We start from the raw sequence: 13,469 nt of genomic DNA on the forward strand, positions 1-13,469 counted from the left end.
TTTTTATTTTTGTAAGTGGACAAGTTTTAATCTACCACAGATTTCCTAATACAAGCATAAAGTTGGAAATTCAGCTAAAAATAAGAAAAAGCTTCAATTCAATTTGGAATTTATAAAAGGAGGCCTCATCCTTGATTTCTTTAACAGATATTATACAGGCACGAGAGAACATGAAAGGGGTAGTTCATACTACTCCGCTAGACTCGTCAAAAACTTTCAGTGATATCGCGAAAAATGAGGTCTACTTAAAGCTTGAAAATCTACAAAAGACAGGTTCGTTCAAAGTAAGAGGTTCCTACAATAAATTAATATCAATTCCAAAAAGTGAGCTAGATAAAGGAGTTATAGCTGCCTCAGCAGGGAACCATGCGCAAGGGGTTGCCTACTCTAGCCGAATTTTAGATATTCCTTGCACCATTGTCATGCCGAAGGGTGCACCATTAAGCAAAATTCAAGCTACAAAGCGATATGGTGCAAAAGTAGAGTTATATGGAAAGGTGTTTGACGAAGCTCTAGAGTTTTCAAAGAGACTTAAAGATGAAACGGGAGCAGCCTTTATTCATGCTTTTGATGATGAAGCGGTGATTGCAGGTCAAGGAACCGTGGGGCTGGAGGTCCTTGAACAACTCTCCGATGTTGAGGCTGTTATTTGTCCAGTTGGTGGAGGGGGCTTAATTGCTGGTGTTGGAATGGCCATTAAGGAAATGAATCCTGCTGTAAAAGTATACGGAGTTGAGGCTTTGGCCTGCTCGAGTATGAAATCCTCTCTTGACGCCAAGAAACCCATGACGGTGGAAGCCATGCCAACCATGGCGGATGGAATTGCAGTTAAAAGACCAGGAAATCTTACTTTTGAACTCATTCAGAAATACGTTGATGATGTTTTCTGTGTTGACGAAATGGAAATTGCTCGGTCCATGCTTATGCTATTAGAACGAAATAAGCTTTTAGTTGAAGGGTCCGGTGCAAGTTCGTTAGCTGCATTACTATATGAGAAGCTACCCCTACAAAACAAGAAAGTAGTTGCTGTTTTAAGCGGTGGCAATGTGGATGTCAATTTTATATCGAGAATCATTCAGTATGGAATGGTTGAAGCGGGACGCTATATCCAAATTGAAACTGTGATAAAAGATAAGCCAGGAGAACTTGAACGCTTGCTACAAATCGTAAGTGAACTAGAAGGGAATATTTTAGATTTAAACTTACAACACATGGGGGTAGATGTGTTTCCTGGTCATGCAAGACTAATCATGTCAATAGAAACAAAGGATTCGGCACATATCGAGAAGATTGAAAACGAGTTATTAAGAAAAGGTTACAAGCTAAGGGATAAGTAAACAAGGAAGATTAGAAAATCTTTAATTAGGATGATAAAAGTGGTTACTCTAGCTTTTTTAGTTGTTTTTATATTTTTGCAATCTGTCATTGCTTTAATAGATATGTATCTATACAAGGAAGACTTTCTTTTAGTCATTTCAACGATGTTTAGGATAGTACCGGGAACAAATGAGTGGATGATATATGTGACCGTGTTTTTAGGACTTTTATATAGTGCCGGAGTGGACTATCGGTTAAAAAAAAACAGAAAGAAATTATCTCGAAATGAACAATAAATTAGTTGAAAATTTATCACTGTGGCAGCTATTTATTGTCATCTTTATTTTTGAACTCGGTAGTGCAGCGGTAGTTGGAATAGGGGGAGAAGCAAAGCAGGATGCTTGGATTGCTATCGCAGTTGCAACTGTCCTTGGAATTGGATTAGTAGCTTTTTATATCATCTTACTATCAATGGTTCCTGGAAAAAATCTGTTCGAAGTATTTTGCTTTTGTTTTGGTAAATGGTTAGGAAAGCTAATCTCTCTCATGTATGTCATCTATTTCTTCTATATTGCAGCGAGGGTATTGAGAGACTTCTGCGAACTTATTGCGTCTTCCATTTTTGAAGAAACTCCGATTGAGGTCATAGCCATTTCAATGATTCTCGTTGTCTCATACATGCTGTATCTTGGACTAGAAGTTCTAGGAAGAGCGAGCGAAATTTTCATTCCTTATTTATTTTCATTCATTATTATTATTGGGATCTTTATTTTATTTTCAGGAGAAATGGAATTCACTAATTTACTACCGGTACTTCCTGAAGGATTGGGACCAGTATTTAAAGCCGTTTTTCCTAGCATCTTGACCTTTCCTTTTGGAGAGCTTATTGCGTTTACAATTCTTTTTCCTGCTATTACAAAAAGGAAAAAGGTGCTCCCAGTCGGAATCCTTGCTGTTTTAGTAAGCGGGCTAGTCCTTATATATAACTCCATTGTTCAAATTGCCACTCTTGGTCCGGAAATGAAGGAGAGATCCAATTTTCCACTGCTTTCTGCTGCAAGAGAAATCTCTCTTTTGGAATTTATTGAGAGAGTAGATTTAATTATTGTGTTTATTGTGATGTATGGAATCATTGTCAAGGTCGGGGTATTTTTTTACGGTGGTTTGAAGGGGTTAGAATTAATCTTTAATCGGTCATATAGAGCAATGATTGTCCCTATTGGAACTTTAATTGCTTTCTTTTCCATTGAGGTGAGCCATAATTTTGCTGAACATATTCAGGAAGGGTTAGAGGTAGTGCCTATGTATTTTCATGTTCCATTTCAGATCATAATCCCTATGCTAGTTTTCCCCATCCTTTATTGGAAAGTAAAAAAACAACAAAAGGAGAAAAGCCAATGAAGCTGCTTAATTCCTTTTTTAAAAGAAAAAAGAATAAAAATTCCTCTATTACTACGGAGGAAGAATTGTTTAGTAAAGAGGAACTTCCAAAGGCATACTTTATCAGTCTTAGTGAGAATAAAAAGCAACTTCAACAGCTATTTCAACAGTCCTTTGATTTTAAAATGGATGATATTAAAATAGGGAATCACTTTGCTTGTGTTTGTTATTTGGAAACGATGCTAGATAAAAATGAATTAACCAATAAAGTATTAAACGCTGCTCAAGGTTCAATCGAAGACAAGGTATTACTGAATATTGAGTCGATTAGAAACACCTATTTTCCGACAGTGGCTTATGAGTATGACGAAAATTTTCATAAAGTGATTTGGCATGTATTGAATGGGCATGCTGTTATCCTTATTGATGGAATTCAACAAGCATTGTCATTGGAAATTGGAAGGACTGAGAATCGATCCATTACGGAGCCTAGTACTCAGACAATCATTAGGGGTCCAAAGGATGGATTTGTAGAAGATTTAAATACAAACATTAGTCTGATTAGAAGAAGAATTAAAAATCCACATATAAAATTTGAGAAGCTTCAAGTTGGACGAGATTCAAAAACAACGGTTGCAATCGGTTTTATAGATAACATAACAAACCAAGATATATTAGATGAAGTAAGAATTCGTGTCAAAAAAATTGATGCAAGTGCTATATTAGATTCAGGAAATATAGAAGAATTTATTACTGATAAAAGTATTACGCCCTTTCCACTTCTATTCAATACAGAAAGACCAGATAGCATATCCGCACATTTATTAGAAGGAAAAGTTGCTATCATAGTGGACGGGAGCCCGTTTGTTTTATCGGTACCTAGCTTGTTAATTGATTTCTTTCAGGCAACAGAGGATTATTATCAACCGTTCCTAATGGCTAGCTTCATTAGAATGATTCGTTATGTGTCATTTATGGTTGCTTTATTGCTGCCTTCTTTATATGTAGCAGTATCCACTTTCCACCATGAGCTATTGCCTACTCAGCTATTAATCAGTATTCAAGCGCAAAGAGAAGGGGTGCCCTTTCCAGCCGTAATCGAGATTATTTTAATGGAGCTAACCTTTGAGGTATTAAGAGAGGCGGGGATTAGAATGCCTCGTGCTGTAGGACAAACGGTCTCCATTGTCGGAGCTTTAGTTATTGGTCAAGCAGCAGTTGAAGCTGGACTCGTCTCGAATGTTCTTGTTATTGTCGTGGCGTTCACGGCGATTGCTAGTTTTGTTTCGCCAATTTATAACTTCTCCATCACAACTAGGTTACTGCGTTTTATTCTGATATTAATGTCTTCCATTCTTGGGTTATACGGGGTTCTAACTTTCCTCATTTTAATGGTTATTCATTTGGTAAGTCTAAGGTCATTCGGAGTTCCTTATCTGGCTCCGGTAGCTCCATTTTTTCCTAGTGATCACGATGATGTATTTGTTAGACTCCCTATATGGGCAAATAAAAGTCGCCCATCTTATTTATATTCAAAAGCACCTGTTAAAAAAAGCGGAAATTATACTCCTTCTCCACCGACTAGTAAAAGTGGTGATAATACGACATGAATAGAATCTATCCTTTACTAATGATTATCACATTGTGTTTAACGGGATGTTGGGACCGAATAGAGATGAACGATGTTTCCATCGTGACGGGTTTAGCGGTTGATCGGGGGGAAGACCAGAAGTATATGTTAACAGTTGAAGCGGTCAATCCTACACAATTTTCAAAGCAAAAGGGTGGAGATGATGCACCAGTTACAACCTTTTCTTTAGAAGGGGATACCATATCTGAGTTAACGGATAAAATGAACGTCGGTATGACAAGAAAACTAATATTCTCACATACAAGGGTGCTGTTTATTAGTGAGGAAATAGCTAAAGAGGGAGTTGTCGGATTTCTAGACTTTTTAGAAAGAAGTGGAGAGTTTCGAAACGATTTCAATATATTGATTACCAAAGGGATGAAAGCAGCGGACTTTACAAGGATTACCTACCCACTCCAAAAGGTTCCATCTCTTAAAATACACAAACAAATTGAATCATTTGGAGATGAATGGGGAGGAGACCCTAGGGTTCGATTAACAGATTTCATTTCCTCTATGACTTCTAAGGGAAGGTCACCTGTAGCAAGTGCCATTAGTGTAAAAGGGGATGCAGAAAAAGGAGAAAAAGTAGAGAACAATAAATCTCTCAGTGTAGATGCATTGGTTACAATGGAAGGGATAGCTTTGTTCGAGGGAGATCGATTAAAAGGGTACTTATCGTTAAAAGATACAAGAAACTTTGTGTGGACACAGGATTTAGATCAAACCAGTTTAAGCGTCCCTTGTAAAGAGTCAACAAAGGATGAGCCTAAATATTTCAATGTTCGTGTTAACACTTCATCAACAAAGCTACATGCTCGCTATCAAAATAATCAACCGATATTGAGTGTTAAAATTGATGGTGAGACATCTTTAGCAGGAAGTCATTGTGCGAATGATTTAACTAAGTTAGACTCTTTTAAAGAAATGGAGAAATTAATTAACGCCCATGTGAAGAATGAAATTGAAGGTACATTAAATAAAGTGCAAAAGGATTTTGGTTTAGACATCTTTGGATTTGGAGAGGTCATGAATAGACAGCACTATAAAAAATATAAAGAGGTAGAGGGTAAGTGGAACGAAGAGTTTTCACGGGCAAATTTTGAAGTTGATGTAAAGTACCACCTCATTAGAAGTGGAATTAAAAGTAAGAGTTTCTTAGTAAGCGAACCAGCGGTTGAATAGATGTGGAAAAATTATTTCAAACAAAAGCTTGATAAACCATGAATCCTTTTAATAAGGTAATATAGTAATTACAACAATTTGTGACATTCAAGAACGAAGTAGAACTAGGCCGTAGGAAAGGTTTAGAGGAGTCTACATATTAAAGGAGAAAATAATGAGCGATATTTTAATGAATATGAAGCCATTTGTAAATGCTGCGTGGGAAAAAGCAGGCTTTCAACAATTAACAACGGTACAAGCTTCTGCTATTCCGGCTATAGTAGAGGGAAAGGATGTTATTGCTGAATCACCGACTGGAACAGGGAAGACTTTAGCTTATTTATTACCGGTCCTAAATGGAATTGATCCGGAAAAAAAGTCTATCCAAGTGGTGATTTTGGCTTCTTCACAAGAATTAGTCATGCAAATTCTTCAGGAGGTCCAAACTTGGAGTGAGGGTAGTGGCATTCGAGCTGCATCCTTTATTGGTGGTGCAAACGTGAAAAGACAGTTGGAAAAATTAAAAAAGAACCCACACGTCATCCTCGGAACACCAGGGAGAACATTAGAGTTAATTAAACAAAAGAAAATCAAAATGCATGAAGTGAAAACAATTGTTCTCGATGAGGGGGACCAACTTTTAACGAGTGAGCACCTGTCAACAGTAGACCATATTGTTAAGTCGTCATTGGCGGATCGTCAGGTAGTTCTTTTTTCAGCAACTCTTCCGGAACATACAGAAAAGCTTGCTAAAGATTTAACTAGAGACGCAGAGATCATAAGGATTAAAAAGGATGAAACGATCCAATCAGGAAACGTTGATCACATCTATTTTAGTGCAGAACCAAGAGATAAAATAAAGTTACTTGAAAAAATAGCAAGGCTAGAAGATGCTAAAGTATTAGTGTTTGTCAGGGATATTGGAAACTTAACCGTTATTTCAGAAAAACTTACTTTCAAGGATATAAAAACGGCGATTCTTCATAGTGACTTAAATAAAGACAAACGTAAGAATGCCCTTAAGGACTTCCGAACAGGAAAAACAAATATGCTACTTGCTACAGATGTTGCTGCGAGAGGCTTAGATGTTAAAGGGATTACCCATGTCGTCCATTTTGATTTCCCGAAAGATATAGAGCAGTATGTCCACCGTTCTGGAAGAACAGGAAGGTTTGGAGCAGAAGGCACGGTTATGGCTATTGTCACAGAACGAGAGGAACGGGAATTAAAGAAGTTCTGTAAAGAATTAAATGTAGAGGTTGAGAAGAAAGTATTTTATAAAGGTCAAGTTGCGGATGGTGTGAAGGCAGAAAAATAAATTAGTTGATGAGGCTATGTTCATGTTAGTGGTGAGCGTAGTCTTTTTTTTTGGAGGATTTTTCATAATCCAATTAAGTTGACGAAATAGATAGAATATTTTATAAATAGAACTATACCGTATTATTTAGACACCCGAAAAATATACCCGAAAGGACTAAAATAAATGGAAAATCCTCGTTTGAAACAATTACATGATGAGTGGCTTGTAGAAGCTACTATTGATGATATGCAGGAAAAATTGAATAATGGAGAATTAACTTCAAAAGAGTTAGTCCTCATGTACCTATATCGAATTAGTACGTATGACAAGCAGGGAGTTGCGGTAAATTCAGTATTAGAGGTAAACCCTGAAGCTTTACATATAGCTGCAGCTTTAGATTCAGAACGTAAACAAAAAGGTCCACGCGGTCCGCTACATGGAATTCCAGTACTAATAAAAGACAATATCGACACAAGTGATAAAATGCATACAAGTGCAGGATCATTAGCTTTAGAAAACTCTTATGCTACAGAAGATTCACAAGTAGCAGCTTCTTTAAGAGAAGCAGGTGCTATAATCCTGGGGAAAACGAATATGACGGAATGGGCAAACTTCATGACGGAAGGAATGCCAAGTGGCTATAGTTCAAGAGGTGGCCAGGTTTTAAATCCCTATGGTCCAGGTAAATTTGATGTTGGTGGTTCTAGTGCAGGATCCGGGGCATCCATCGCAGCTAACTTTGCGGCAGTAGCAGTTGGAACAGAAACATCAGGTTCCATTCTAAGCCCTGCAAGCCAAAATTCTCTTGTTGGGATCAAACCTACTGTAGGATTAATCAGTCGAAGAGGAATCATTCCGATTGCACATAGTCAAGATACTGCAGGACCGATGACAAGAACAGTTAAAGACGCTGCATACCTTTTAAATGCACTGACAGAGCTCGACGATAAGGATCCTATCACACGTACTAATACCACACTTGTAGGAGCTGATTTTACTGAGTACCTACAAGAAGATGGGCTAAAAGGTGCCCGTATCGGAATATGTAGAGAGGTATATTTCGACTATCTATCCAAGGATAAGCTTAAAGTAATGAATGAAGCTGTTGAAAAGCTTAAAGAACTAGGGGCAGAAGTAGTCGAAAACATTGTGATCCCATCAACAAAGGCAAAGTGGAGCTATGATGTTTTAACGTATGAATTTAAATCGGATTTAAACGCCTATTTACAAGGTCTTCCTGTCGACTCAAGAGTTCGTTCACTAGCTGATGTGATTGAGTTTAATAATGAACACAGTGAAAAAACGTTAAAATATGGACAAAAGATCCTTGAAGAAGCGGAAAAAACTTCAGGAACATTAACTGAGGAACAATATATATCTGCACTAGAAAAGGATATCCACTTATCAACTGAGCAAGGAATCGATTCTGTACTAAAAGAGCATCAATTAGATGCTATTGTTTTCCCGAATAATTTTGGCGCGGGTATTCCTGCAAAAGCTGGTTATCCTTCCATCACAGTTCCAGCAGGGTATACACAAGAGGGAGAGCCAGTTGGAATTACTTTCACAAGTACAGCTTACACAGAACCTACTCTTATAAAGCTAGGTTATAGTTATGAGCAGGGGACGAAAGTAAGAAAAGCACCCAACCTTAATCTAGAATAAGGACAACACAATAAAGTCATACTACCATTGAATGATTTTAAAAGGAGATGGTGGTAGTTGGGTAGACAAAAGTTAGGAAATGGCAATGCTCAGCGAAATAATAATAAAAAAAGAGGCAAAACTAGCTCAGAGCTAGTTGAGTTTACTCCTAAAGAAGAACTAAAACCGAATCGTCCAATAAACGAATAATGATAGAAACCTCCCAAATTAGGGAGGTTTTGTTACGTTTTCAACCGAATGGTATTCAAATTCAAAATTAAACGTTATAGTAACGTTATAAACTGATAAGGGCAAACTTGTTGAAAAGCAAGGACGCAAAGCTATGGGCCTAAGCGTAAAATTCGTATGGTTGCCAGGCTGCCAGACTCCTTTTAGGGTGTCGGCACTCAAGGGAGGAAGTAAATATGAAAAGACTAGTAATGATGTGGGTGATGGTTGCATTGGGGTTTCTTACAATGGAATACCCTCAAAATCCGAAAACAGTGCATGCGAATGAATTTGTCCCCGTTTCCACTTGGCTCTGGGATACCGAAGCAATTCACACAAATAAGGATGAAGTCTTAAAGTTTTTAATAACAAAGCATGTTAACACAGTGTTTTTACAAATTAATCAAGATATACCATTTGAAACATATGAACATTTCATTCGCCAAGCAAGGAGCCATAATATTGAAATACATGCTTTGGACGGTGCTCCTGATTGGGGAAAATCAAAAGGCAAGATGGATAACATGTTTGGCTGGTTAAGAACCTATCAGCAACAGGCGGTCCCAAATGAAAAATTTTCGGGTGTGCATATAGATGTTGAACCATATTTACATGAACAATGGAACAGGAATCAAGCGAATGCGGTTATGCAATACCAAACTCTACTTATAGAAGCGAAAAAACAATCCAATCGTTTAGGGTTACCTATAGGGATAGATATTCCATTTTGGTTTGACGAGATTAAATTTCAAAATAAGTATGGAAAAGGGGATCTTGCTAGTTGGGTTATTCGAAAAGCCGATTCAGCCACTTTAATGGCATATCGGGATCGAGTAGAAGGCCCAAATGGGATCATTGAGTTAATAAAGTTTGAAGTACAATTAGCTCAAAAAATAGGAAAACCGATTATAATTGGTGTCGAAACAGGTAAATCAGAGGAAGCGGACTATGTTTCTTTTCATGAAGAGGGAGAAGCATACATGTTCAAACAATTGAAACAAGTTCAGGCAAACTATAATGGTAACGTGACTTATGCTATTCACCATCTACAAAGCTGGATGAGGATGGAGTATTAATAAATGAGATTTCACCAATGTTTTGGTGGAATCTTTTTCTTTTGTAAGGAATTTAGGTAGAGTTTACCCATAAATGTAAATTTTTATAAAAAAATATTAATCAGTACCTTGCATTATTCAGTAGTGTGTTATATTATACTAAATGTGGTAATAATTACTAACAAATGTTGTTCAACTACTGTACTTTAATCAGTAGTGAGTTTAAGACAGTAGGAAGGTGATTACTTGAATGTTCAATTTAAAAAGGGTGTGCTGGAATTATGTGTACTCATTTTAATATCTAAAAAGGATCAATATGGTTATGAGCTAGCTCAAAATATATCGAATAAAATTACAGTCGCAGAAGGGACCCTTTATCCATTACTACGACGGCTGACAAAGGAAGATTACTTAACTACGTATTTGGCTGAGTCAACCGAAGGGCCACCGAGGAAATATTATTCGCTTTCAGATAAAGGTAGCTTGTATATGAATGAGTTAATCAAAGAATGGATGCAGTTTTCAAATGCAGTAAATGAATTTATTGAGGAGGGTATGGGGAAATGAGAAATGAATTTTTAATTAAGCTGGAGACTTTATTACAGAAAGTACCGGAACATGATAGAAGAGAAATGATGTATGACTATGAAGAACATTTTCAAATTGGGCTTGCGAATGGAAAAAATGAAAACGAACTTATGGCTGAGCTCGGAGATCCACATGTAATTGCAAGAGATTTGCTAGCGGAATATAGAATTGTAAAAGCGGAAAAGGAGCAATCCGTACCCAATATATTTCGTGCCATTCTTGCAACAATCAGTGTTAGTTTCTTTAATTTAGTTTTTATAGTCGGACCGATTGCAGGGCTATTTGGTGCATATGTGGCTTTATGTGCTGTGGCACTAGTATTAACGATTTCACCAGTGGTACTGATTACGTCTTCAATGTGGGGATTTAGTTATGAAAGTTTCGCAGTAAATATCTTTGCTTCCATAACGTTGTTTAGTTTAGGGATGTTAATGAGTATCGGAATGATTTATGTAGGAAAGTTTTTCTACAACCTAGTTCTTAAGTATATAAGATTTAATATTAGAATCATTAAAGGAGAAAAAGCGGCATGAAAAAATTAGTATACGGATTATTAACACTATTAATCATTGGGATTGCAGGAACCATTGTATCAGTAAGTGCTTCCGGTGGCTTTTCATTTGACACATACAGCTTAGAAGATACAGAAGTAGTAAATGGAAAGAATATTGATCATATTGAGGTTGATATATCTGCAACTGACTTAAAGGTGATTTCAACAAATGACAGTGATATTACGATTAATCTTAATGGGAAAATAAGTAGGAAATATGAAGATGAAATTAAACTGGATGTAAAGGAGAAAGGGGATTCTCTTAAGATTTCAATAGCAGGAGAAGACCAAATTAAGTTTAATATAGGGGTACTTATTGTAGATACCAACTTAGAAATAAGATTACCTGAAAAATTATATGAGTCTATTAGAATAAGTGCATCTTCTGGAGATATTGAAATAGCTGATCATAAAGCAAAAGAGATTATGTTAGAGACGAATTCAGGTAGTATTTTTGCAGATGATATAGTGTCAGACAATGATTTTACGATGATGGCTTCGAGCGGTGAAATCCATTCAAATAACAACCGTGCTGAAAAGTTCGAATTAAAGGCAAATAGTGGCGACTTAATTGTTGATAATCAAACCGCGAAAAAATCTATTTTTAACACATCATCTGGTGATATCAACTTAACGAATGCTATTGGTGAACTAGAAATAGAGGCATCTTCAGGTAGTATTATGATTGATAATGATGAAGTTACAGGTCATATTGATGCTAGGGCATCAAGTGGAGATGTAGATGTTGAGTTTAATAACGAACCAGATTCATTAGCTATTAGATTTAATGGGAGCTCTGGAAAAGGTGAAATTGATTTTAAAAATGTAAAGTATGAAGAGAAATCAGAAAATAAAATTGTTGGAGAGATTGGTTCTGGAGAGTATGAGTTAACGGTTAACACAAACTCAGGGGATTTTAACCTCCGTTAAGAAACACTACTATTAATAACGAAAAGGATCCTCTGGAAGATGAGAGGATCCTTTTATTTAAAATATAACCTTCCAGTTATCGTTACATGTAGCTTCAATTGTTTTTCTTTTTAAAATATAGTCAGCAATTAATTCTGTCATATCGATTTGGATATCTTTAATAACAGGTTTATCTTTATACATGTGGTAATCCCCTCCACCACCTGCGCGATAGTTGTTCATGACAACGTCGTATTCTCCATTTAATTCTATCGGTACGCCATTACGCTCAAGCTTTACAACTCTTTGTCCAGAAGGTTTACGTATGTCTAATTCGTACTGGATTCCTTCCCACATATCATAATTGTAATGCTGAGGTTTTGGTTCGATAAACTCTGGATTAACTGATATCTCATTGTTTTCATCTAACTTAAAATACGTGGCACATTTTTCAAGCGCATCCTTCATATCTTGTCCAGTGATTCTAATCACCTTTAACGTGTTAGGGTAGATATAATTGGAGACGATGTCTCTCATCGTAACATCATTTGGGAATCCAGGCGATTCATTATGGAATAGAGCGGTATTTGAAATCTCTACGTCTCCTGCATCCATTTGAACTTTATTAATAAACTCAATCATTGGGTGATCTTTTAAGCGGATTTCCATAACATCCGTAATCGTCATATCACCAATAATAGCGCCCATTGGCTGGTCTAACCATTCTTGAGTTTTCACTTCATAATCCTCAATAATTCCTACAACCTTTTCATCTACTAATGTTGTATCAGAAACATCTATTAATTGTGGTGATTTCTTGTTCACCATCCACTTGCCATCTTTTTGCTCAAATTGGACCTTAACTTTGCCTAGCATATGCCCGTTAAAACTTGGTTGTAAAATTGTGACACCATTTATTTCATCCGCAAGTGTCCGGTGCTGATGTCCAGTTAATAAAATGTCGATTCCTTCTACATCCATGCACATTTGATAGCCTTGATTTTCTCCGGTTAATGTTTCAGTCGGCTCTCCAGTCTTAATATCTCTTTCGAATCCTCCGTGATAGGAAATAACTAATAAATCATAGTTCTCATTTTCTCGTAAATGGTTTACCCATCGCTTAGCTGATTCTAATGCGTCTTCAAAGACGATCCCTTTTATATGATTCGGGTTTTCCCAGTTAGGAATATAGTGTGTAGTTAGACCTAATATAGCAACTCGAAGTCCATTATCAAACTCCCTGATTAGATAAGGTTTACCAAATAACGGTTCTTTCGTTTTTTCATTTAGGATGTTAGCAGATAGCCAAGGGAATAAAGATTCCTTTACTGATCTTTCTAATAGTTCTAGCCCATAGTTAAACTCGTGGTTTCCTATCACTGCAGCGTCAAAGTTGAGCTCATTTAAGATCGATATGATAGGGTTTCTTTGATCACTAAGAAACTTTGCATAATGATAAGTAAGCGGAGTTCCTTGAATAACATCTCCATTATCAATTAATAATGAATAAGGATGCTTCTCTTTTTCAAGATTAATTAGATGAGCCAGTTTAGCCAGACCTTTATGCATTTCTAAATTATTTCCATAATTAATAGGTAGAACATTCCCGTGAACATCACTCGTTTCAAGAATGACTAATTCACACATTTCTTTGTTATCAACCATTCAGACACTTCCTCCAGTTAAAAAAGACTCTTTATT

Annotated in this window: 13 protein-coding genes and 1 riboswitch; of the genes, 12 read left to right on the forward strand and 1 reads right to left on the reverse strand. The window is 36.6% G+C overall.

Annotated elements, in window-relative coordinates; all coding sequences use genetic code 11:
- Positions 1-131 precede the first annotated feature (131 nt).
- The 12 genes from ilvA to ACFYKX_RS12395 all read left to right on the forward strand — a co-directional run bounded on the left by ilvA (position 132) and on the right by ACFYKX_RS12395 (position 11,789).
- On the forward strand, positions 132-1,337 hold the full coding sequence (gene ilvA, locus ACFYKX_RS12340; RefSeq protein WP_389361352.1) for a threonine ammonia-lyase: 1,206 nt from the start codon (positions 132-134) through the stop codon (positions 1,335-1,337).
- Positions 1,338-1,376: 39 nt separating this feature from the next.
- Complete coding sequence (locus tag ACFYKX_RS12345) at positions 1,377-1,613, forward strand: hypothetical protein (protein WP_389361353.1); 237 nt, start codon at positions 1,377-1,379, stop codon at positions 1,611-1,613.
- On the forward strand, positions 1,603-2,718 hold the full coding sequence (locus tag ACFYKX_RS12350; RefSeq protein WP_389361354.1) for a GerAB/ArcD/ProY family transporter: 1,116 nt from the start codon (positions 1,603-1,605) through the stop codon (positions 2,716-2,718). The genes ACFYKX_RS12345 and ACFYKX_RS12350 overlap by 11 nt, the downstream gene beginning before the upstream one ends.
- Positions 2,715-4,307, forward strand: a complete 1,593-nt coding sequence (locus ACFYKX_RS12355) for a spore germination protein (protein WP_389361355.1) — start codon at positions 2,715-2,717, stop codon at positions 4,305-4,307. The genes ACFYKX_RS12350 and ACFYKX_RS12355 overlap by 4 nt, the downstream gene beginning before the upstream one ends.
- Positions 4,304-5,512, forward strand: a complete 1,209-nt coding sequence (locus tag ACFYKX_RS12360; RefSeq protein WP_389361356.1) for a Ger(x)C family spore germination protein — start codon at positions 4,304-4,306, stop codon at positions 5,510-5,512. Before ACFYKX_RS12355 ends, ACFYKX_RS12360 begins: the two co-directional genes overlap by 4 nt.
- 154 nt (positions 5,513-5,666) lie before the next feature.
- Positions 5,667-6,809: a DEAD/DEAH box helicase gene (locus ACFYKX_RS12365; RefSeq protein ID WP_389361357.1), complete on the forward strand. Its 1,143-nt coding sequence runs from the start codon at positions 5,667-5,669 to the stop codon at positions 6,807-6,809.
- A gap of 165 nt (positions 6,810-6,974) precedes the next feature.
- A complete protein-coding gene (locus tag ACFYKX_RS12370) occupies positions 6,975-8,456 on the forward strand; it encodes an amidase family protein (protein ID WP_389361358.1) in 1,482 nt (493 codons plus the stop codon).
- 57 nt (positions 8,457-8,513) lie between these two features.
- Complete coding sequence (locus ACFYKX_RS12375; RefSeq protein ID WP_389361359.1) at positions 8,514-8,645, forward strand: hypothetical protein; 132 nt, start codon at positions 8,514-8,516, stop codon at positions 8,643-8,645.
- A gap of 90 nt (positions 8,646-8,735) precedes the next feature.
- A riboswitch (cyclic di-GMP riboswitch) is annotated at positions 8,736-8,821 on the forward strand.
- Between the two features lie 39 nt (positions 8,822-8,860).
- Positions 8,861-9,739, forward strand: a complete 879-nt coding sequence (locus ACFYKX_RS12380) for an amidase (RefSeq protein WP_389361360.1) — start codon at positions 8,861-8,863, stop codon at positions 9,737-9,739.
- Positions 9,740-9,964: 225 nt separating this feature from the next.
- Positions 9,965-10,285, forward strand: coding sequence for a PadR family transcriptional regulator (locus ACFYKX_RS12385; RefSeq protein WP_389361361.1), 321 nt, complete (start codon positions 9,965-9,967; stop codon positions 10,283-10,285).
- A complete protein-coding gene (locus tag ACFYKX_RS12390) occupies positions 10,282-10,839 on the forward strand; it encodes a DUF1700 domain-containing protein (protein ID WP_389361362.1) in 558 nt (185 codons plus the stop codon). Before ACFYKX_RS12385 ends, ACFYKX_RS12390 begins: the two co-directional genes overlap by 4 nt.
- Positions 10,836-11,789, forward strand: coding sequence for a DUF4097 family beta strand repeat-containing protein (locus tag ACFYKX_RS12395; RefSeq protein ID WP_389361363.1), 954 nt, complete (start codon positions 10,836-10,838; stop codon positions 11,787-11,789). Before ACFYKX_RS12390 ends, ACFYKX_RS12395 begins: the two co-directional genes overlap by 4 nt.
- A gap of 57 nt (positions 11,790-11,846) precedes the next feature.
- Here the strand turns inward: ACFYKX_RS12395 and ACFYKX_RS12400 are convergent, their stop codons facing one another.
- On the reverse strand, positions 11,847-13,433 hold the full coding sequence (locus ACFYKX_RS12400) for a bifunctional metallophosphatase/5'-nucleotidase (protein ID WP_389361364.1): 1,587 nt from the start codon (positions 13,431-13,433) through the stop codon (positions 11,847-11,849).
- Positions 13,434-13,469 lie beyond the last annotated feature (36 nt).

This window comes from Cytobacillus spartinae (genome assembly GCF_042865285.1).
Classification (GTDB): Bacteria; Bacillota; Bacilli; order Bacillales; family Cytobacillaceae; genus Robertmurraya_A; species Robertmurraya_A spartinae.

What these genes read in the sequence shown, in the direction of transcription:
- ACFYKX_RS12350 (WP_389361354.1), top strand. Translation starts at nt 1,603, where the DNA reads ATGAACAATAAATTAGTTGAAAATTTATCACTGTGGCAGCTATTTATT.
- ACFYKX_RS12355 (WP_389361355.1), top strand. Translation starts at nt 2,715, where the DNA reads ATGAAGCTGCTTAATTCCTTTTTTAAAAGAAAAAAGAATAAAAATTCC.
- ACFYKX_RS12360 (WP_389361356.1), top strand. Translation starts at nt 4,304, where the DNA reads ATGAATAGAATCTATCCTTTACTAATGATTATCACATTGTGTTTAACG.
- ACFYKX_RS12365 (WP_389361357.1), top strand. Translation starts at nt 5,667, where the DNA reads ATGAGCGATATTTTAATGAATATGAAGCCATTTGTAAATGCTGCGTGG.
- ACFYKX_RS12370 (WP_389361358.1), top strand. Translation starts at nt 6,975, where the DNA reads ATGGAAAATCCTCGTTTGAAACAATTACATGATGAGTGGCTTGTAGAA.
- ACFYKX_RS12380 (WP_389361360.1), top strand. Translation starts at nt 8,861, where the DNA reads ATGAAAAGACTAGTAATGATGTGGGTGATGGTTGCATTGGGGTTTCTT.
- ACFYKX_RS12390 (WP_389361362.1), top strand. Translation starts at nt 10,282, where the DNA reads ATGAGAAATGAATTTTTAATTAAGCTGGAGACTTTATTACAGAAAGTA.
- ACFYKX_RS12395 (WP_389361363.1), top strand. Translation starts at nt 10,836, where the DNA reads ATGAAAAAATTAGTATACGGATTATTAACACTATTAATCATTGGGATT.
- ACFYKX_RS12400 (WP_389361364.1), bottom strand. Translation starts at nt 13,433, where the DNA reads ATGGTTGATAACAAAGAAATGTGTGAATTAGTCATTCTTGAAACGAGT.